The following is a 19752-nucleotide window of genomic DNA, read 5'->3' as shown; positions in this document are numbered from 1 at the left end:
GTTCAGTGCCCCGCGTGGTAGATAGTGTCAGGATCTTTCAGGACCGGGTCGACGATCTTCCATTCACCGTTTTCGAAGACACGATAGAAGCAGCTTTCACGGCCGGTATGGCAGGCGATATGACCCAGTTGCTCGACCATCAGGATGACCACGTCGGCGTCACAATCCAGGCGCAGCTCATGCAGTTTCTGCACATGGCCGGACTCTTCGCCCTTGCGCCACAGCTTGCCCCGCGAGCGCGACCAATAGATGGCGCGGTTCTCGGCGGCAGTCAGGGCGAGCGATTCACGGTTCATCCAGGCCATCATCAGCACACGCCCGGTCTTGTGGTCCTGGGCGATCGCCGGTACCAGGCCATCGCTGTTCCACTTGATCTCGTCCAGCCAGTCTTTCATCGTCGACTCCAAAACAGGCCCGCTCCCGTACCGGACCCTTTGCGCCTAGTGTGCCAGCCAGCAGCGCGGCTGGCTATCGGCGCACGATCAGGTAGAGCCCGGCAGCCAGCATCAGCCACGCCGGCCAGGCGGCCGGGGCGCTGAGGCTCGCGGCACCGGCGGCCAGGGTCGCGCCACCACCGAGCAGGCCGGCACCGAGCAGGCGCAGCGCCCAGTTGTCGCCCGCCCGGCGGCGCTCTGGCAGTTGGGGGTCGTGCAGGTGCGGTTGCGACAGGCGCTCGAGCAGGTCGCGGGTCATGTCGGCCAGGTGCGGCAACTGCTCGGCCTGGCTGTAGAGGTTGCCGAACACCGCCTTGGGGCTCATGCGCTCGCGCATCCAGCGTTCCAGATAGGGCTTGGCGGTGCTCCACAGGTCCAGGTCAGGGTACAGCTGGCGCCCCAGGCCTTCGATGTTGAGCAGGGTTTTCTGCAGCAGCACCAACTGCGGCTGAACTTCCATATTGAAACGACGGGCCGTCTGGAACAGGCGCATCAGCACCTGGCCGAAGGAAATATCCTTTAACGGTTTTTCGAAGATCGGCTCGCATACAGTGCGGATCGCCGCTTCGAATTCGTTGACCTTGGTGTGTGCCGGCACCCAGCCCGAATCGATGTGCAACTGCGCCACGCGACGGTAGTCGCGCTTGAAGAAGGCGATCAGGTTGCGTGCCAGGTAGTCCTGGTCTTCGGCGGTCAGGCTGCCGACGATACCGCAGTCGATGGCGATGTACTGCGGGCTCCACGGCTTGACCGTGCTGACGAAGATGTTGCCCGGGTGCATGTCGGCGTGGAAGAAGCTGTCACGGAACACCTGGGTGAAGAACACCTCGACACCGCGTTCGGCCAGAAGCTTCATGTCGGTGCGCTGGTCGGCCAGGGTGGCCATATCGGTGACCGGCACGCCATAGATGCGTTCCATCACCAGCACTTTCGGGCGGCACAGGTCCCAGTACACCTGCGGCACGTACATCAGCTCCGAGCCTTCGAAGTTGCGCCGCAGCTGGCTGGCATTGGCTGCTTCGCGCAACAGGTCGAGCTCGTCGTAGATGGTCTTTTCGTAATCGCTGACCACTTCCACCGGGTGCAGGCGGCGGGCATCGGCGGACGCCCGTTCGGCAACCTTGGCGATCAGGAACAACCACGCCAGGTCCTGGGCGATAACAGGCTTGAGCCCCGGGCGAACCACCTTGACGACCACCTCTTCGCCGCTCTTGAGACGTGCCGCATGTACCTGGGCGACCGAGGCCGAGGCCAGCGGCTCGACGTCGAAGCGGCTGAACACCTCGCCGACTTTCGCACCGAGCTGCGCTTCGATCAGCGCCACGGCTTTCTGTGGGTCGAATGGCGGCACGCGGTCCTGCAGCAGCATCAGCTCGTCGGCGACGTCCGTTGGCAGCAGGTCGCGGCGGGTGGAGAGCAGTTGGCCGAACTTGATGAAGATCGGCCCCAGGTCCTGCAGGGCCAGGCGCAGGCGCGCGCCGCGGCTGAGCTCGCTGGGCTTGCGCGGCAGCCAGCGCCAGGGCAGCAGCAGGCGGATGCTCAGCAGCCACCAGGGCAGGGGCAGGTCGAACAGCAGGTCATCGAGGCGGTAGCGGATCACGACGCGCTGGATGCGCAACAGACGGCGGACGGCGAGCAGCTTCATGCGTTATCGCTGGAATCAAGAGTGTGGGAAAGGCGACGGATGCGCGCCTCGAGACGTTCGATATCGACCTTCAGCGCATCGAGCTCGCTGAATGCCGCTTCGGCTTCGCGCTGCCCGACCAGGGTACGCGATTCCTCGGCCAGGTACTCGGACAGATTCTGGCTGAACCGCGACAGGCCCTGCCGGCTCCAGCGTGCGCGCAGGCGCAAGTGGCCGGCGATCAGCGCGGTGGGGACCGGCCCCAGCCAGCGCGACAGCTCGTACTCCCAGTCGAGCTCCAGGTCCTGGAGCACGCCGACCAGGTCGAGCAACACCGCGCTGTCGCCATGCAGTTCGACCTGCGGGCTGTGCAGCACGGCGTTCTTGTCCGTGGCGAAGGCCAACTGGGCCAGGCTGCCGGCCGGCGCACGCAGGGTGCAGTCGACCTCGCCCTCCCAATGCGCAGCGAGCATCAAGCCTTCGTCATCGGGCAGGATGAACAACTGCAGGGCGGGCTGGCGGCAGTCGATGGCGATCACCTTGCCTTCCAGTGCACCCAGGCGCGGCAGCGCCGTGCTGTCCATACGCAGCACACGGTTGAGCCCGTGCTCGACGCTGGCGAGCAGCCCGGCCAGGAGCATCAGGGTTTGATTCCCCGGTGCACGGCGACGATGCCGCTGGTCATGTTGTGGTAGGTGACGCGGTCGAAACCGGCATCGACCATCATGCTTTTCAGCGTTTCCTGGTCCGGGTGCATGCGGATCGATTCGGCCAGGTAGCGATAGCTTTCCGAGTCGTTGGTGATCAGCTTGCCGGCCAGGGGCATGAAGGCGAAGGAGTAGGCGTCGTAGGCGCGCGACATCAGTTTGTTGGTGGGCTTGGAGAACTCCAGCACCAGCAGGCGGCCACCAGGCTTGAGCACACGCAGCATCGAGCGGATGGCTTCATCCTTGTGCGTCACGTTGCGCAGGCCGAAAGCGATGGTCACGCAGTCGAAGTGGTTGTCGGGGAAGGGCAGCTTTTCAGCATCGGCCTGGACGAACTCGATATTGCCGGCCACGCCGCGGTCGAGCAGGCGATCGCGGCCAACCTTGAGCATCGATTCGTTGATGTCGGCCAGTACCACCTGGCCGGTCGGGCCGACCAGTCGCGAGAACTTGGCAGCCAGGTCACCGGTGCCGCCGGCGATGTCGAGCACGCGGTTGCCGGGGCGCACACCGGACAGCTCGATGGTGAAGCGCTTCCACAGGCGGTGCATGCCGCCGGAGAGCACATCGTTCATCAGGTCGTACTTGGCGGCCACGGAGTGGAAGACCTCGGCGACCTTCTTCGCCTTCTGGCTCTCGGGGACGTCCTGGTAGCCAAAGTGGGTGGTGGGTTCGGCGTGGTCGCCTTTGCGCTGGTCGTTCATATCGCTTCACCGAAAAAAATTACCGCCATTCTAGGGCGAACGGGCGGATTTGTCTTGGCGGGGTGTGCCGTCTCGCGGGCGCGGGCATAATGCCGATTATGTCTTCATTGCCTGGATACCCCGCATGACTCAGATCAGCGTCGAACGCAAACATTCCCTCGGTCGCGAAGCTGCCCGGGCCAAGGCTGAAAGCCTGGTCGACAAGCTGTCGCGCGAGTACGACCTCAAGGCCACCTGGAACGGCGACCGCGTCGATGTCGCGCGCAGCGGCGCCAACGGCAGCGTGCACATCGGCGAGGACAGCATCCGTGTCGAGCTGAAGCTGGGCATGATGCTGTCGATGATGAGCGGGACCATCAAGGGCGAGATCGAGCGCGCGCTGGACAAGGCGCTGGCCTGAGAACCGGGGCTGCCTGGCGGCCCTGACCCCTCACCTTAGGGTGAGAATTCTAATTTCCCACCCTATCTTCATGCTCAAGCCCGCATTTCAAGGGCAGTTCCTCCATCCACATCGAACGTGAGGTGCAGAGCATGGCCAAGTTGACCCTGAAAAAGAAAGAAGACGCCCAGGACAGCACCCTGAGCGAAGTGCGCGGCTACGCGCGCAAGATCTGGCTGGCAGGCATCGGCGCATACGCCCGGGTCGGCCAGGAAGGCTCGGAGTACTTCAAGGAGCTGGTCAAGGCCGGTGAAGGCGTCGAGAAACGCGGCAAGAAAACCCTCGACAAGAAGCTCGACGCGGCCAACGGCCAGCTCGATGAAGCGGCCGAGGAAGTGAGCCGGGTACGTGGCAAGGTCGAGGTCCAGCTCGACAAAATCGAAAAGGCTTTCGACGCACGGGTGGCCCGCGCCTTGAATCGCATCGGCATTCCGTCTAAACATGACGTTGAGGCGTTGTCCATCAAACTCGAACAGCTGACCGAGTTGCTCGAGCGTGTCGCGCGCAAACCATAAGGAGAGCAGGATGGCTGGCAAGAAGAACACCGAAAAAGAAGGCAGCTCCTGGATCGGCGGGATCGAGAAGTACTCCCGCAAGATCTGGCTGGCAGGCCTGGGGATCTACTCCAAGGTCGACCAGGATGGCCCCAAGCTTTTCGATTCGCTGGTGAAGGATGGCGAGAAGGCTGAAAAGCAGGCGAAGAAGGATGCCGATGCGGCCAAGTCGGCGACTACCTCGCGAGTCTCCGATGTGAAGGATCGCGCGCTGGGCAAGTGGAGCGAGCTGGAAGAGGCCTTCGACAAGCGTCTGAACAGTGCAATCTCGCGTCTGGGCGTTCCTAGCCGTAACGAGATCAAGGCGCTGCACCAGCAGGTCGACAGCCTGACCAAGCAGATCGAGAAGTTGACAGGCGCCTCAGTGGCACCGGTGTCCAAGGCCTCGGCGTCGAAGTCCGCAGCGAGCAAGACCGCTGCCAAGCCATTGGCCAAGGCTGCGGCGAAACCCGCTGCCAAGCCAACTGCCAAGACTGCTGCGGCAAAACCCGCTGCCAAGACCGCCGCGGCTAAACCTGCGGCCAAGCCCGCTGCCAAAGCTGCAGCTGCCAAGCCGGCCGCCAAGCCTGCGGCGAAACCCGCAGCCAAGCCGGTAGCCGCCAAGCCTGCGGCAGCGAAGAAACCTGCTGTGAAGAAAGCCCCGGCCAAGCCGACTGCAGCCAAGCCGGCTGCCGCGAAGCCCGCCGCTCCGGCCGCAACCACGGCACCGGCAGCAAGCGCAGCAGCAACTGGCAATACGCCGTCGGCACCGGTGAGCCCAGCTAGCCAAAGCTGATATCGCGGCGTGCGTTTCGCGGGCAAGTCGCATCGGTGAACCGCCGCTGCGACTTGCCCGCGAATGCGTCAGTGGCAACACCGCAACTTCAGCCCCTACACTTCCAGATATTTCCCCGCCAACTGCTCCGCCGCCCTGCGCGCCGGTTCCTGCAGATGCGGTGCCACCAGCATCATCACCTGGTACACCACGATCCCCACATCGCCCTCGCGCCCCAGTACCCGCTGGTAATCCAGCGAGAACAGCAGTGTCAGCGTGATCTGCTCCACCAGTTGCCCCAGCGCCTGGGTCTCGCTCACCACCAATCCCTGGCTCTTGAGACTGGCCAGCAGCGCCGCCAGGGTGCGCTTGATCGCATTGATCAGCCCGCGCATGCCGCGTGCCAGCTTGGGCAGGCGGCCGGTGAGATTGGACAGGTCCTGGAACAGGAAGCTGTACTGCGCCATGCGCTCGACGATCAGGTGCAGGAACAGCCAATAGTCCTCGGCATCCAGGCGCACCTCCAGTGGTGGATCGAGCAGCGGCATCAACTCGTCTTCGAACCGCTCGAACAGGCCCAGTACCAGCGGCTCCTTGCCGTGGAAGTGGTAGTAGAGGTTGCCCGGGCTGATGCCCAGCTCGTTGGCGATCTCCAGGGTCGAGACGTTCGGCTCGCCCTGGCGGTTGAACAGCTCAAGGGCGCAGGCCAGGATGCGGTCGCGGGTCTTCATGGGCTCAGCGTGCCATCACGTAGGTGCCAGGCGCCGGCCCGAGCGGTGGGTAGGAGGGGCTGCCCAGTTCGGTCTTCGGCGGTCTGAGGCTGCCTGAGCGGCGTGAGATCCACCCCAGCCACTGCGGCCACCAGGTGCCGTCGCTACGGGTGGCATCGTGGAACCAGGCGCGAGGGTCGCTGGAGAGCCGAGGGTTTTCCAGGTAATAGGCCTTGGGGTTGCCGGGAGGGTTGATGATGCTCTGGATGTGCCCGCTGTGCGACAGCACGAAGCGTCGCTCGCCGCCCAGCAGCAGGGCCGAGCGATACACCGCGTCCCAGGGTGTAATGTGATCGTTGCTGCCAGCCACGGTAAAGCTGTCGACCGTGACCTGCCCGAGGTCGATCGGTGTGCCGCACACCTCCAGGCCACCCGGCTGCACCAGTGGGTTGAGCTTGAAGAAGTCCAGCAGCTCGCCGTGCAGGGCTGCAGGCAGGCGAGTGTTGTCGGCGTTCCAGTAGAGAATGTCGAAGGCGGGTGGCGTCTTGCCGAGCAGGTAGTTGTTGACCCAGTAGTTCCAGATCAGGTCGTTGGGGCGCATCCAGGCGAAGATCCGCGCCACCTCGCCGCCATCGAGCACGCCGCGCTGGTAGGAGCGTCGCTTGGAGGCCTCGAGGGTCTGTTCGTCGGCGAACAGGCTGGCAGGGCTGTCGAACTGGCTGTCGAGCAGGCTCACCAGGTAGGTGGCGCTGCGCACCTTGCGCAAGCGCCCCTTGACCTGCAGATGCCCCTGCAGCGCGGCCATGGTCAGCCCGCCGGCACAGGCGCCCATGAGGTTGGGGTCGCGGTTGCCGCTGATGCTGCGACAGGCGTCCAGCGCTTCCTCCAGTGCCTGTACGTAGCTCGAAAGGCCCCATTCGCGGTGGCACGGGTCGGGGTTGCGCCAACTGACCATGAACACCTGCAGGCCGTTCTTGAGCATGTATTGCACGAAGCTGTTGGTCGGCCCCAGGTCGAATACATAGAACTTGTTGATCTGCGGCGGCACCACCAGCAGCGGGCGGGTGTACTGTTTTTCGCTCATCGGCTTGTACTGGATCAGCTCCAGCAGCTCGTTGCGAAATACCACCGCGCCGGGGGTGGCGGCCAGATTGCTGCCGACTTCGAAGGCGCGATCGTCGACCTGGCGCGGCAGGCCGTCGTTGTGGCGCAGGTCGTCGAGCAAGTGGGCGAGGCCGCGCACTACGCTCTGGCCACCGGTGTTGAGCATTTCCTTGACCGCCAGTGGGTTGAGCAGCGAGTTGCTTGGTGAAACGGCGTCGGTGAGCAGGTTGAACAGAAAGTGCGCGCGGGCTCTGTCGTCATCGTCCAGCGAGCTTTCCTCGATCCACTGGCGGGTCTGCTTCTGCCAGGCCAGGTAGGCCTGCAGGCCGCGCCGGTAGAAGGGGTTCTGGCTCCAGGTCGGATCGCTGAAGCGCGCGTCCCGAGGGTGCGGCTGGTGGGGTGTGTCGCCGAGCAGCACGCGGCCCAGCTGGCCGCCGAGGCTCAGCAGATGGTGGGCGGTGTGCAGCGGATTGCGCAGGCCGATGCGTCCGACCTGACGCAGGGTCGAAATCAGGTCGCGACCGCGCAGGCCGGCAATGGCGTTCTGCACGTTCATGCTGGTGGCCGGGATCGGTGTCGTCCCCTTCGCCGGTTTGTCCTTCATGGCAACAATCCCTCGTCGATCCTTGTCTGCGGTGCTGCCTTCGCGGGCAAGCCCGCTCCCACCTGCACTGGATCTGTGGGAGCGGGCTTGCCCGCGAAGGCAGCACCGCCGAGTAACTGAATGTCCTGGCGCCCGCTTACCTGCGCGCCACCGGCCGCGGATGCATGACCGCACGCTGACGCTCTTCCTGGAGGAATTTCATGATGATCGGGGCGACGGCCTCGGCGCGGGTGATCAGGAACAGGTGGCCATCATCGATTATGTGTAGCTGGGCATTGGGAATTCGCCAGGCCAGCAGGCGCATGTTGATCAGCGGAATCAGCGGGTCATCGTCACCGGCCAGCACCAGGGTCGGCTGGTGGATCTTGTGCAGCCAGTGGATGCTCGTCCAGCCAAGCCCCGCGAACAGTTGCCAGTAGTAGCCGGTCTTGCCCCCGGAGCGCACCTTGGAGGCGTGGTGCAACGCCAGGTCCGGGTCGCGGCGGAAGGCGCCGCCATAAATCATCGGCGCAATGCGGATCACGTGCGACGGCTGCACATAGCGCCGCGGGCTGGCCATCATCCACAACACCTTGGGCTTGCCGGGCACCATGAAGGCCCCCGCAGCGGTGGCGGCGAGCACCAGTTTCTTGCAGCGCTCGGGATAGTCGTGGGCAAACTGCTGGGCCAGCGCCCCGCCCCAGGACACGCCGATGACATTGACCTGGCCGTAGTCCAGGTAGTCGAGCATGCGTGCGGTGAGCTTGGCCAGGCCCGGGAAACGATAGGGGTGGCGGGGCGTGGACGAGCCGCCGACACCGGGTACGTCGAAGGGGATGACCTCAAGGTCCGGGTCCAGCGCCTCGATGAATGGGAATACCAGCTCGAGGTTGGCGCCAATGCCGTTGAAGATCAGCAGCGGCGTCAGGTGTGGCTTGCCGGGGCGGACGGCGGTGCGGATGGACTGGTTGTCCAGCTCGACGGTCCTGAATACGTAGGGTTGCGACATGCGCCTGACTCTGTGATGGATGAAGCGCCGCAGCCCGCCGGGTGGCCGCGGCGGTGCGACTCAACGCTCGTGCACGTAGGTCCCCGGGGCCGCTTCGCCCGCGCTGTAGGCGCGATTGCCCAGGCGCGTCGGTGCTTTCTTCAGCTCACCGGCGCGTTCACCCAGCCAGGCCTGCCAGTGCAGCCACCAGGAGTCGGCGTGCTTGATCGCGTTCTCCTGCCAGGCCAACGGGTCGTCCGGGCGGTCTTCACCGGTCAGGAAGCGCGCCTTGGGGTTGCCTGGCGGGTTGAGGATGCTCTGGATATGGCCGCTGTTGGAGAGCACGAACTCGATCTTGCCGCCGAACAGGTGCGCCGAGCGGTAGCACGACTGCCAGGGGGTGATGTGGTCGGCGGTGCCGGCGACGCTGTAGATATCGCACTGCACTTTCTTCAGGTCGATGGCGGTGCCGGAGACTTCCAGCGCGTCGGCGCGGGTCAGCGGGTTGGTCTTGAACATCTCGATCAGGTCGCCGTGGAAGGCGGCCGGCAGGCGTGTGGTGTCGTTGTTCCAGAACAGGATGTCGAAGATCGGCGGCTCGTTGCCGAGCAGGTAGTTGTTGACCCAGTAGTTCCAGATCAGGTCATTGGGACGCATCCAGGCGAACACCTTGGCCATGTCGCTGCCTTCGAGCACGCCGGCCTGGTAGGAGTGGCGCTTGGCGGCTTCGAGGGTCTGTTCGTCGACGAACAGTGCCACTTGGGTATCGACCGTGGTGTCGAGCACGCTCACCAGCAAGGTCAGCGAATTGACCTTGGTTTCGCCCAGCGCGGCGTAGTGGCCCAGCAGCGCGGTGCAGGTGATGCCGCCGGAGCAGGCACCGAGCATGTTCAGGTCCTTGCTGCCGGTTATGGCCAGCACCGCGTCCACTGCTTCCTTGAGGGCGTCGATGTAGGTCGACAGACCCCACTCGCGCTGGGCCTTGGTCGGGTTGCGCCAACTGATGATGAAGGTCTGCTGGTTGGAGCGCAGGCAGAAGCGCGCCAGGCTCTTTTCCGGGCTGAGGTCGAAAACGTAGAACTTGTTGATCTGTGGCGGCACTACCAGCAGCGGGCGGCTGTGCACCTGCTCGGTGATCGGCCGGTACTGGATCAGTTCCAGCACGTCGTTGCGAAACACCACTGCACCTTCGCTGGTGCCGAGGTTCTTGCCAACCTCGAAGGCTTCCATGTTCACCTGGCTGGGCATGCCGCCATTGTTGACCATGTCCTTGGCGAGGTTGGACAGGCCATCGAGCAGGCTCTTGCCGCCCGTCTCGAAGAAGCGCTTGACCGCCTGCGGGTTGGCCAGTGTGTTGGTCGGCGCCATGGCTTCGGTCATCAGGTTGATGACGAACTGGCCGCGGCTGACATCCTGGGGCGACAGGTCACTCTCGGCGATCCAGTCGTTGAGCTCCTTGCGCCAGGCCAGGTAGGTCTGCAGGTAACGGCGATAGAGCGGATTCTGGCTCCAGGCCGGATCGCTGAAGCGACGGTCATCGCTCTCGGGATGCAGGTTGGACTTGCCTAGCAGCACGTTTTTCAGTTCCAGGCCGAAATGGGCCACATGCTTGGCGCTGTGCAACGGCTGACGCACCGCCTGGCGCAGTACGGTGCGCGCGGAGCTCAGCAGGTCCTTGCGACGAATGCCGATGACCGGATTCAGGCCGAGGGTGTTTTCCGAGGCCTGTTTCTGCAACTCATCGTTGTTCTTGTTACTCATCTACGACGCTCCGTTGTCCTGAGACGAGTACCGGCTGGCTGTGGCGGGTACACAGACGACCGCCCGGTACTGCTGCTCGGGTGACCAGTGATAACGAACAGATGCAGGAACTTGCCAGCCCCATTGGTTACCCGACTTTCATGCAATGCGCAAGACAGCCAGTCATTGGCTGTCTGTAAGTCATTCAAACAGAACACATTAGAAAATGCGCTCTAACGCCTGGGAAGCTTGACCTAGAGCATGAGCTTGACCACTGACTCGACCGGGTCGCGGGATTTGCCGGCTTTGTGCAGTTCGTCGAGGTACTCGGCCCACAGCTGTTCCTGGCGCAGGCACAGTTGCTCGAGGTATTCCCAGGTGAACAGGCCGCTGTCGTGGCCGTCGTCGAACGTCAGTTTCAAGGCGTATTGGCCGGCAGGTTCCAGGCCGCTGAGGCCGACGTTGATCTTGCCGAACTGCAGGATGGGGTTGCCGTGGCCCTGGACCTCGGCGGAGGGGGAGTGCACGCGCAGGAACTCGGCGGGCAGGTGATAGACCTCGCCGGGGGCGTAGGTAAGTGTGAGGGTTTTCGAGGCTTTGTGCAGGTTGATGGCGGTGGGGAGACGGGCCATGGGGGGAAATCTCTCGGGAGCTGATGGAACAAGCTTCCAGCTTCTGATGGAGGGATTCAAGGGCCCATTCGCGGGCAAGCCCGCTCCCCAGGGGCACCACATACTTCGGCATTGTGGTGACCTCTGGGGAGCGGGCTCGCCCGCGGTGGTGGTATTACAGGATGTAACGCGACAGGTCTTCGTTCTGCGCCAGCTCACCGAGGTGGCTGTTCACATAGGCGGCGTCGATGTTGATCGGCGTCTCGTCATGGGCGCTGGCCAGGTCGCCGGCACTGAACGACACCTCTTCGAGCAGGCGCTCGAGCAGGGTGTGCAGGCGGCGGGCACCGATGTTCTCGGTCTTCTCGTTGACCTGGAAGGCGATCTCGGCCAGGCGCTTGATGCCTTCGTCGGCGAAGGCGATGTGCAGGCCTTCGGTCTTGAGCAGCTCGCGGTACTGTTCGGTGAGCGAAGCGTGCGGCTCCTTGAGGATGCGCTCGAAGTCCTGCGGCGTCAGGGCCTTGAGCTCGACGCGGATCGGCAGGCGGCCCTGCAGCTCCGGTACCAGGTCGCTCGGCTTGCTCAGGTGGAACGCACCGGAGGCGATGAACAGGATGTGGTCGGTCTTGACCATGCCCAGCTTGGTGTTGACCGTGCAGCCTTCGATCAGCGGCAACAGGTCGCGCTGCACGCCTTCGCGGGACACATCGGCGCCGCCGACGTTGCCGCGCTTGGCCACCTTGTCGATCTCGTCGATGAACACGATGCCGTGCTGCTCGACGGCTTCCAGGGCCTTGGCCTTGAGCTCTTCCTCGTTGACCAGGCGGCTCGCCTCCTCGTCACGGACCATCTTCAGCGCTTCCTTGACCTTCAGCTTGCGTGCCTTGCGCTTGCCTTTGCCCATGTTGGCGAACAGGCTCTGCAGCTGGTTGGTCATCTCTTCCATGCCGGGCGGCGCAGCGATTTCGACGCCCACCGCATCGGCGACTTCGATCTCGATTTCCTTGTCGTCCAACTGGCCTTCACGCAGGCGCTTGCGGAACAGCTGGCGAGTGTTGGAGTCGCTGCTGGACTGCTGGGCTTCCTCGTTGAAGCTGCTGACCCGCGCCTGCGGCAGCAGGGCGTCGAGGATGCGGTCTTCGGCGGCGTCTTCGGCGCGGTGGCGCACACGGACGATTTCCTGCTCGCGCAGCATTTTCAGCGCAGCATCGGCGAGGTCGCGGATGATCGACTCGACATCACGGCCAACGTAACCGACTTCGGTGAACTTGGTCGCTTCGACCTTGATGAACGGAGCATTGGCGAGCTTGGCCAGGCGTCGGGCGATTTCGGTCTTGCCGACGCCGGTAGGGCCGATCATCAGGATGTTCTTGGGGGTGACTTCGGCACGCAGCTCGGCAGGCAGCTGTATGCGCCGCCAGCGGTTGCGCAGGGCGATGGCGACGGCACGCTTGGCGTCGTCCTGGCCGATGATGTGGCGGTTGAGTTCGTGGACGATCTCGCGGGGGGTCATGGACATGGTGAATTGGGTCCTGGGGTGTGGTGAGTCAGCGTGGGAAAAAGTCCCGCAGTGAGCGGGACACCAGATCAGCTGATCACTCGGCCAGGTCCTGCTCCTCGATGGTCAGGTTGTGGTTGGTGAACACACAGATGTCACCGGCGATATTCAGTGCGGTCTCGGCGATTTCGCGGGCCGAGAGATCGGTCTTGTTCAGCAGGGCGCGGGCTGCGGCCTGGGCGTAGGCGCCACCGGAACCCATGGCGATCAGGCCGTCTTCGGGTTCGACCACGTCACCGTTACCGGTGATGATCAGCGAGGCGTCCTTGTTGGCCACGGCGAGCATGGCTTCCAGGCGGCTCAGCGAGCGGTCGGTGCGCCACTCCTTGGCCAGTTCGACGGCCGCACGCACCAGGTGCCCGGAGTGCTTCTGCAGTTGCGATTCGAAGCGCTCGAACAGGGTGAAGGCGTCGGCGGTGGCGCCGGCAAAGCCTGCAATGACCTCGCCGTTGTACAGGCGACGGACCTTCTTGGCGTTGCCTTTCATGACGGTGTTGCCGAGGGATACCTGGCCGTCGCCGCCCATGACGACTTTGCCGTTACGGCGGACAGAAACGATGGTGGTCAAGAGAGAGTCTCCACGCAGCGGGGCGAAAATGCCTGTTGCAGACTCATATGGGGGGAGGTGGGAAGGATTTCAACCGGGGGGGATGAATGGTCGGATTGGCAGTGGCATTGAAGTGGGGCCTTCGCGGGCAAGTCGCAGCGGCGGTTCGCTGCTACGACTTGCCCGCGAAGAGGCCTACTCAGGCCTCGTGGCAGACATGCCCATCGACCAGGGTGTAGCGCACTGCGCCCGGCAGGCAATGCCCGATGAACGGGCAGTTTTCGCCACGGGAGAACCACTGCTCGCCGGCCACGGTGGAGGCGCTCGGGTCGAACAGCACCAGGTCTGCCGCACCACCGACCTTCAGCTCGCCCGCCGGCAGGCGCAGCGCCTGGGCCGGGCCGCTGGACAGCCGTGCCAGCAGGGTCGGCAGGTCGAGCAGGCCGTCCTCGACCAGGGTCATGGCCAGCGGCAGCAGCAGTTCGACACTGCTGATCCCCGCTTCGGTGGCGCCGAACGGTGCCAGCTTGGCATCGCGCTCGTGGGGCTGGTGGTGGCTGGAGATCGCCTGGATGACGCCCGACTTCACCGCCTCGCGCAGGCCATCGCGGTCGGCCGGGGTGCGCAGCGGTGGCTGTACGTGGTACAGGCTGGAGAAATCGCGCAGCGCCTCGTCGGTGAGGATCAGCTGGTACAGCGCCACGTCGGCCGTGACTGGCAGCCCCAGTTGCTGGGCCTGGGCGATCAGCCGTGCGCCGCGGGCGCTGGTGATCTGGGTGAAGTGCGCTCGCACGCCAGTCTGTTCGACCAGCAGCAGGTTTCGCGCCAGCGCCACGGTCTCGGCGGTTTCCGGTATGCCCGGCAAGCCAAGGAAGCTGGCCATGGCACCTTCGTGGGCCAGGCCTCCGGCTGACAGGTCGCGGTCCTGGGAGTGGAACACCACGGTCAGGTCGAAGGTGGCGGCATATTCCAGGGCGCGGGCCAGGGTCCGGTTGTTGGGGATCTCCTTGAGGCCGTTGCCGAAGGCCACGCAGCCGGTGTCGCGCAGGGCCACCAGCTCGGCCAGTTGCTCGCCTTCCAGGCCCTTGGTCAGGGCGCCAATCGGGTAGACCTTGCTGTTGGCTGCCTCGCGGGCGCGGTCGAGGATCAGTTCCGCGACGGCCGAGGTGTCGAGCACCGGTTTGGTCTGCGGCGGGCAGCACAGGCTGGTGACGCCGCCGGCCACGGCCGCGCGGGTTTCGCTGGCAATGTTGCCCTTGCGGCTGTAGCCCGGCTCGCGCAGGGCGACGTCGAGGTCGACCAGGCCAGGTGCGGCCACCAGGCCGTCGGCCTGGATCGTGCGGCTGGCGCTGAAGCCTGCTGGCGCTGCGCCGAGGGCAAGGATGCGACCGTTCTCCAGGTGCAGGTCGGTGATCTGGTCCAGGCCGCTGCTGGGATCGATGACCCGTGCGCCGATGATGCTGATGGTCACAGGGCGTTCTCCTGGTCGAGTTGACGTTGCGCGTTCTGGCCGCTCATGGCCATCGACAGTACGGCCATGCGCACGGCGATGCCGTAGGTCACCTGGTTGAGGATCACCGAGTGCTTGCCGTCGGCCACCGCCGATTCGATTTCCACGCCCCGATTGATCGGGCCCGGGTGCATGACGATGGCGTCCGGCTTGGCGCCGGCCAGGCGTGCGGTGGTCAGACCGAACAGGCGGTAGAACTCGCCCTCGCTGGGCAGCAGGCCACCGGCCATGCGCTCACGCTGCAGGCGCAGCATGATCACCACGTCGACGTCCTTGAGGCCCGCGGCCAGGTCGGTGTAGACCTTGACCCCGTACTGCTCGATACCGATCGGGATCAGCGTCTTCGGGCCGATCACACGGATGTCCGGGCAACCCAGGGCCTTGAGCGCGAGCATGTCGGAGCGGGCTACGCGCGAGTGCAGGATATCGCCGACGATCGCCACCGAAAGGTTCTCGAAGCTACCCTTGTGCCGACGGATGGTCAGCATGTCGAGCATGCCCTGGGTCGGGTGGGCATGGCGGCCATCGCCGCCGTTGATCACCGCGACCTCCGGGCACACGTGCTCGGCGATGAAGTGCGCGGCGCCGGAGTCGGAGTGACGCACGACGAACATGTCGGCAGCCATCGCTTCCAGGTTGCGCAGGGTATCGAACAGGGTCTCGCCCTTGCTGGTCGAGGAGGTCGACACGTTCAGGCTGATCACGTCGGCCGACAGGCGCTGGGCGGCCAGTTCGAAGGTGGTGCGGGTGCGGGTGGAGTTCTCGAAGAACACGTTGCACACGGTCTTGCCGCGCAGCAACGGAACCTTCTTAACGGCCCGGGCGCCAACTTCGAGGAAGGAGTCGGCGGTGTCGAGGATCTCGGTGAGCAGTTCGCGGGGCAAACCGTCGAGCGAGAGGAAATGGCGTAGCTGGCCCTGATCGTTGAGCTGCAGCGGGCGCTTGGCGTCGAATGGCGTCATCGCGGGGGACTCTTAAAGGGCGGATGCGGGGGCGAGGTCCTGGCGCTCGAGGGCGAGCGGGGCGGGTCCGGTCAATTTTACCCGTTCATGGGCCGCCAAGGACAGCGTCGCACCGAGCACATTCGGGCGGATCGGCAATTCGCCTGCATCCAGGTCGAGCAGGCAGACCAGGGTCACGCTGGCCGGGCGCCCATAGTCGAACAGCTCGTTGAGCGCAGCGCGGATGGTTCGACCGCTCATCAGCACGTCATCCACCAGCACCAGGTGCTGGCCTTCGATCTCGAACGGCAGCTCGGACGGGCGCACCTGCGGGTGCAGGCCGTTCTGGCTGAAGTCGTCGCGGTAGAACGACACGTCGAGGGTGCCCAGGGGGCTCTGGTCGCCAAGCGCTTGCTGCAGGGCCTGGGCAACCCACACGCCACCGGTGCGGATACCGATGAAACGTGGGTCGGCGATGGCGCGGCGCGCCAGGTGGGCGCGAAGGTCGACGGCCATCTGCCGGATCAGGTCGGCGGGATTGGGTAGGCTCATTGCGTGCTCCTTGGGGCGCCGGCATCGCCGGCAGCAAAGCGGATGGTCAGGTATTGGCCTCCAGCCAGCCCTGCAGCAGCAGTGCAGCGGCGATGGCGTCGACCGGGTTGTCGCGGTAGCTGCCACGCTGGCCGCCACGGGCCATCTGTTCGCCCTTGGCCTCGAAGGTGGTCAGGCGTTCGTCGTGGGTATGTACCGGCAGGTTGTAGCGTCCATGCAGGCGGCGGGCGAACTTCTCCGCGCGTTCGCTCATCTCGCTGGGCGTGCCGTCCATGTTCAGCGGCAGGCCGACGACGATGGCGTCGGGTTTCCATTCCTTGATCAGTTTCTCGACCTGGTTCCAGTCCGGCACGCCGTTCTGTGCCTTGAGCGTACACAGTTCGCGGGCCTGGCCGGTGATGACCTGGCCGACGGCGACGCCGATCTGGCGGGTGCCGTAGTCGAAGCCCAGCAGCAGGCGCAGCTCGGCCATCAGGCGTGCCCTGCCTGGCTGGTCAGCAGACTGAGGTTGATGCCCAGGCTTTGCGCGGCGGCCTGCAGGCGCTGCTCGCAGGCCATGCCGAAGAGGATCTCGGGGTCGAACGGGCAGTTGAGCCAGGCGTTATCGGCCAGCTCCGCCTCGAGCTGCCCGGCTTCCCAGCCGGCGTAGCCCAGGGTGATCAGGCTCTGCTTCGGGCCGACGCCCTCGGCGATGGCGAACAGCACATCCTGTGATGTCGACAGCGACAGGCCTTGCAGCTCGATGGTGGCCTGGTAGGTGCATTCGGCGCTGTGCAGCACGAAGCCGCGGTCGGTCTGCACCGGGCCACCCTGGTAGATCGGGATCTGCAGGGTGCTGGCAGGCGGTTCCTCATCCGGGCGCAACTGCTCGAGGATATCGGCCAGGTTCAGCTCCTGCGGGCGGTTGACCACCAGGCCCATGGCGCCGTTGGCGTTGTGCTCGACGATGTAGGTGAGGGTCTGGGCAAAGTTCGGATCGACCATGTGCGGCATGGCAATCAGGAACTGGTGCTTGAGATAGCTCGGCGTGAGGGTTTTCATGAGGGGTAGTGTGGCGTCAGGTGGCGAGGCTGACAAGCTGGCTGTGCGGTGTATGTACCGGCCCCATCACGGGGCAAGTCGCAGCGACGGGCCGACACAGCCCGTACCGGTCAATTGCTCGACAGCCGGTCCCCACGCGCGAAGCGCCAGGTGCGGATGATCTCCAGGCGGTCGAACTCCGCCAGGTCCCCGGTGAACGGCGCGAACGGTGCCGCAAGGCGAACGATGCGCTGGGCGGCCTGGTCCAGCACCGGCTGCCCGGAGGATTCCAGCACCAGCACTTCATACAACGAACCGTCGCGGTTGATCGACACCATCATCCGCAGGCTGCCGTACATCTGCTGGCGTCGGGCTTCTTCCGGGTAATTGAGGTTGCCGATCCGCTCGACTTTCTTGCGCCATTCCTCTTTGTACCAGGCCCCCTTGTCGCGCATGGTCGAGGCCGCGTTGAGACGATGGATGCGGGGGCGCTTGGCATACAACTGCTGTTCGTTGGACAGCTCGGCCTCGAGGCTGGCGATCTGGCTCGACAACTGCGAGCTGTCGAAGTCCGGCACCGGTGCGGGGGGCTTGGGTTGAGGCTTGCTTTCCTTTGGCGCGGTTTCGGCTTTCTGCGGTTTCGCTGCCTTGGTCGTCACCACGGATTTTGCCGGCGACGCCGGCGTTTCCGGCCGGGCTGCCGGAGGCGGGGTGATCTTGTTGACCTTGCTGTCCTGGAATGGCGCCACTTCGGTGGTGGTGGGCACGGCTTTCTTGTCCAGGGTGCCACTGCCCTGCTGGTTGTCCTGGGCCTGGTAGTCGGCTTTCTCCGGCGCTTTCTCGCTCTTGAAGGTGGCCAGGGTGATATCCATGGTCTGGCGGACTTCGGCGGGCTTGACCACGCTGAAACCCACCCCGAGGATCAGAGCAAGGTGCACCAGGGCGGCAAGAAACAGCGTGAAACCGAGCCGGTCCACCGGGCGAACGCGCGGTGGCAGCAGGTCGGATGGGATGTCGGCAGGCAGCGTCATCGGGTATCCAGCAACCGCAGTGGGGCAGCAGGTCGAGTGAAATGGACCGGCATCATACCCCACTCCAGGGTTTTGCTACGCGTCGGTGGTCAGCGCGCCTTGAGCTTGCGATCAATGGCGTCCATCAGCTGGCCGCCGATATGGGTGTTGTAGGCAGCATCGATCTCGCGGATGCAGGTCGGGCTGGTGACGTTGATCTCGGTCAGCGAGTCGCCAATCACGTCCAGGCCGACGAACAGCAGGCCCTTTTCGCGCAGGGTCGGTCCAACCTGGGCGGCGATCCAGCGGTCGCGCTCGGTCAGCGGACGGGCTTCGCCACGGCCACCAGCGGCCAGGTTGCCACGGGTCTCGCCGCTGGCCGGGATGCGTGCCAGGCAGTAGGGCACCGGCTCGCCGTCGATCATCAGGATGCGCTTGTCGCCATCGACGATCTGCGGCAGGTAGGCCTGCGCCATGATCTGCTGGTGGCCATGCTGGGTCAGGGTTTCGAGGATCACCGAGAGGTTCGGGTCGCCCTGGCGGTGACGGAACACCGATGCGCCGCCCATGCCGTCGAGCGGCTTGAGGATCACATCGCCATGGGTAGCGGCGAAGGCGCGCAGGATGTCGGCGCGGCGGCTGACCAGGGTTGGCGCCATGCATTGCGGGAATTGCGTGGCGAACAGCTTTTCGTTGCAGTCACGCAGGCTCTGCGGTTTGTTGACGATCAGCACGCCTTCGCGCTCGGCCTGCTCCAGCAGGTAGGTACTGTAGACGAACTCCATGTCGAAGGGGGGATCCTTGCGCATCAGGATCACGTCCAGCTCGCTCAACGCGCTGTCCTGCTCATCGCCCAGCTCGAACCAGTGCGCCGGATCGGCGAACACTTTCAGCGGTCGCATCTGCGCACGGGCCTGGCCGGCACCCAGGTAGAGGTCGCGCTGCTCCATGTAGAACAGGCTCCAGCCACGCTCCTGCGCCGCCAGCAGCATGGCCAGCGAGCTGTCCTTCTTGTAGGAAATGGACGCGATGGGGTCCATGACAATCCCGAGACGAACGCTCATGGGGTAATTCCTCTTGGCGGCAGGTGGCCGCGATGGCACGAAAGAAAAGTGGCTCAGGGTGGCGCCGGGAACGCGGCCGGTCAAGGGGGAGGCAGATGGAATGCCTACCCGGACTGTGTTAAAAATGCCAGTCAGAGCGCTGCATGGCAGCCCTCGAGGTTTCATTCCTGGCTTGGCGATGGGTGACGCATTTCATGGAACAGCCCCTGAAGGTGATGGTGATCGACGATTCCCGCACCATCCGCCGCACCGCCCAGATGCTGCTGGGCGAGGTGGGTTGCGAGGTGATCACCGCCAGCGACGGTTTCGATGCCCTGGCCAAGATCGTCGATCACAAGCCGCGGATCATCTTCGTCGATGTACTGATGCCGCGCCTGGACGGTTACCAGACCTGTGCGGTGATCAAGCACAACAGTGCGTTCAAGGATATTCCGGTGATCCTGCTGTCGTCGCGTGACGGCCTGTTCGACAAGGCCCGCGGCCGGGTGGTCGGCTCCGATCAGTTCCTCACCAAACCGTTCAGCAAGGAAGAACTGCTCGACGCGATCCGTGCCCATGTGCCCGGATTCGCCGTGCAGGCACAACACGCACCCTGACC

At 64.7% G+C, this 19752-nt stretch carries 22 protein-coding genes; 4 read left to right on the top strand and 18 right to left on the bottom strand.

Annotated elements, in window-relative coordinates; genetic code table 11:
* Positions 1–2 precede the first annotated feature (2 nt).
* From hisI to ubiE, 4 genes are all read right to left on the bottom strand, one after another.
* Positions 3–395 (bottom strand): phosphoribosyl-AMP cyclohydrolase, encoded by a 393-nt coding sequence (gene hisI, locus ACTYOL_RS25565; protein WP_054894791.1) that lies wholly within the window; start codon positions 393–395, stop codon positions 3–5.
* 73 nt (positions 396–468) lie between these two features.
* On the bottom strand, positions 469–2079 hold the full coding sequence (ubiB, locus tag ACTYOL_RS25560) for a ubiquinone biosynthesis regulatory protein kinase UbiB (protein WP_444757284.1): 1611 nt from the start codon (positions 2077–2079) through the stop codon (positions 469–471).
* Positions 2076–2699: a ubiquinone biosynthesis accessory factor UbiJ gene (locus ACTYOL_RS25555; protein WP_444757283.1), complete on the bottom strand. Its 624-nt coding sequence runs from the start codon at positions 2697–2699 to the stop codon at positions 2076–2078. The genes ubiB and ACTYOL_RS25555 overlap by 4 nt, the downstream gene beginning before the upstream one ends.
* Complete coding sequence (gene ubiE, locus ACTYOL_RS25550; protein ID WP_054894788.1) at positions 2699–3469, bottom strand: bifunctional demethylmenaquinone methyltransferase/2-methoxy-6-polyprenyl-1,4-benzoquinol methylase UbiE; 771 nt, start codon at positions 3467–3469, stop codon at positions 2699–2701. The genes ACTYOL_RS25555 and ubiE overlap by 1 nt, the downstream gene beginning before the upstream one ends.
* A 124-nt stretch (positions 3470–3593) precedes the next feature.
* Between ubiE and ACTYOL_RS25545 the strand changes: the two genes are divergently transcribed.
* The 3 genes from ACTYOL_RS25545 to ACTYOL_RS25535 all read left to right on the top strand — a co-directional run bounded on the left by ACTYOL_RS25545 (position 3594) and on the right by ACTYOL_RS25535 (position 5237).
* Entirely contained in the window at positions 3594–3869 is a 276-nt protein-coding gene (locus tag ACTYOL_RS25545; RefSeq protein WP_063546572.1) for a polyhydroxyalkanoic acid system family protein, read from the top strand.
* Between the two features lie 131 nt (positions 3870–4000).
* Positions 4001–4423: a phasin family protein gene (locus ACTYOL_RS25540; protein ID WP_063546570.1), complete on the top strand. Its 423-nt coding sequence runs from the start codon at positions 4001–4003 to the stop codon at positions 4421–4423.
* A gap of 10 nt (positions 4424–4433) precedes the next feature.
* Complete coding sequence (locus ACTYOL_RS25535) at positions 4434–5237, top strand: phasin family protein (RefSeq protein WP_054894784.1); 804 nt, start codon at positions 4434–4436, stop codon at positions 5235–5237.
* A 95-nt stretch (positions 5238–5332) separates the two neighbouring features.
* On the opposite strand, the gene ACTYOL_RS25530 is transcribed toward ACTYOL_RS25535, so the two are convergent.
* From ACTYOL_RS25530 to gshB, 14 genes are all read right to left on the bottom strand, one after another.
* Positions 5333–5947, bottom strand: coding sequence for a TetR/AcrR family transcriptional regulator (locus ACTYOL_RS25530; RefSeq protein ID WP_197893364.1), 615 nt, complete (start codon positions 5945–5947; stop codon positions 5333–5335).
* 4 nt (positions 5948–5951) lie between these two features.
* Positions 5952–7634, bottom strand: coding sequence for a class II poly(R)-hydroxyalkanoic acid synthase (phaC, locus tag ACTYOL_RS25525; RefSeq protein ID WP_444757282.1), 1683 nt, complete (start codon positions 7632–7634; stop codon positions 5952–5954).
* A 136-nt stretch (positions 7635–7770) separates the two neighbouring features.
* Complete coding sequence (phaZ, locus tag ACTYOL_RS25520; protein WP_444757281.1) at positions 7771–8622, bottom strand: poly(3-hydroxyalkanoate) depolymerase; 852 nt, start codon at positions 8620–8622, stop codon at positions 7771–7773.
* Positions 8623–8682: 60 nt separating this feature from the next.
* Positions 8683–10362, bottom strand: a complete 1680-nt coding sequence (phaC, locus tag ACTYOL_RS25515) for a class II poly(R)-hydroxyalkanoic acid synthase (RefSeq protein ID WP_063546562.1) — start codon at positions 10360–10362, stop codon at positions 8683–8685.
* Positions 10363–10595: 233 nt separating this feature from the next.
* Positions 10596–10973 (bottom strand): gamma-butyrobetaine hydroxylase-like domain-containing protein, encoded by a 378-nt coding sequence (locus ACTYOL_RS25510; protein ID WP_063546560.1) that lies wholly within the window; start codon positions 10971–10973, stop codon positions 10596–10598.
* A 154-nt stretch (positions 10974–11127) separates the two neighbouring features.
* Positions 11128–12471, bottom strand: a complete 1344-nt coding sequence (gene hslU / locus ACTYOL_RS25505) for an ATP-dependent protease ATPase subunit HslU (RefSeq protein ID WP_444757280.1) — start codon at positions 12469–12471, stop codon at positions 11128–11130.
* Between the two features lie 76 nt (positions 12472–12547).
* Positions 12548–13078: an ATP-dependent protease subunit HslV gene (gene hslV / locus ACTYOL_RS25500; protein ID WP_054894845.1), complete on the bottom strand. Its 531-nt coding sequence runs from the start codon at positions 13076–13078 to the stop codon at positions 12548–12550.
* A 178-nt stretch (positions 13079–13256) separates the two neighbouring features.
* Positions 13257–14528 carry a dihydroorotase gene (locus ACTYOL_RS25495; protein ID WP_054894844.1) on the bottom strand — a complete coding sequence of 424 codons (1272 nt, stop codon included), beginning with the start codon at positions 14526–14528 and terminating at the stop codon, positions 13257–13259.
* Entirely contained in the window at positions 14525–15529 is a 1005-nt protein-coding gene (locus tag ACTYOL_RS25490; RefSeq protein ID WP_444757279.1) for an aspartate carbamoyltransferase catalytic subunit, read from the bottom strand. The genes ACTYOL_RS25495 and ACTYOL_RS25490 overlap by 4 nt, the downstream gene beginning before the upstream one ends.
* Positions 15530–15541: 12 nt before the next feature.
* Entirely contained in the window at positions 15542–16060 is a 519-nt protein-coding gene (gene pyrR, locus ACTYOL_RS25485) for a bifunctional pyr operon transcriptional regulator/uracil phosphoribosyltransferase PyrR (RefSeq protein WP_444757278.1), read from the bottom strand.
* Between the two features lie 46 nt (positions 16061–16106).
* Positions 16107–16532: a Holliday junction resolvase RuvX gene (gene ruvX, locus ACTYOL_RS25480; protein WP_054894841.1), complete on the bottom strand. Its 426-nt coding sequence runs from the start codon at positions 16530–16532 to the stop codon at positions 16107–16109.
* Entirely contained in the window at positions 16532–17101 is a 570-nt protein-coding gene (locus ACTYOL_RS25475; protein WP_125931242.1) for a YqgE/AlgH family protein, read from the bottom strand. Before ACTYOL_RS25475 ends, ruvX begins: the two co-directional genes overlap by 1 nt.
* A gap of 110 nt (positions 17102–17211) precedes the next feature.
* Positions 17212–18111 carry an energy transducer TonB gene (locus ACTYOL_RS25470; protein WP_444757277.1) on the bottom strand — a complete coding sequence of 300 codons (900 nt, stop codon included), beginning with the start codon at positions 18109–18111 and terminating at the stop codon, positions 17212–17214.
* 89 nt (positions 18112–18200) lie between these two features.
* The gene (gene gshB / locus ACTYOL_RS25465) at positions 18201–19154 is read right to left on the bottom strand and encodes a glutathione synthase (protein WP_444757276.1); all 954 of its coding nucleotides are present in this window, start codon (positions 19152–19154) and stop codon (positions 18201–18203) included.
* A 194-nt stretch (positions 19155–19348) separates the two neighbouring features.
* Between gshB and ACTYOL_RS25460 the strand changes: the two genes are divergently transcribed.
* Entirely contained in the window at positions 19349–19750 is a 402-nt protein-coding gene (locus tag ACTYOL_RS25460; protein ID WP_065863864.1) for a response regulator, read from the top strand.
* Positions 19751–19752: the final 2 nt, after the last annotated feature.

The sequence above is a fragment of the Pseudomonas sp. A014 genome, assembly GCF_052378495.1.
Classification (GTDB): domain Bacteria; phylum Pseudomonadota; class Gammaproteobacteria; order Pseudomonadales; family Pseudomonadaceae; genus Aquipseudomonas; species Aquipseudomonas machongensis.
The sequence above is the reverse complement of the archived record's forward strand: the minus strand, read 5'-3'. Positions and strand labels throughout refer to the sequence as shown.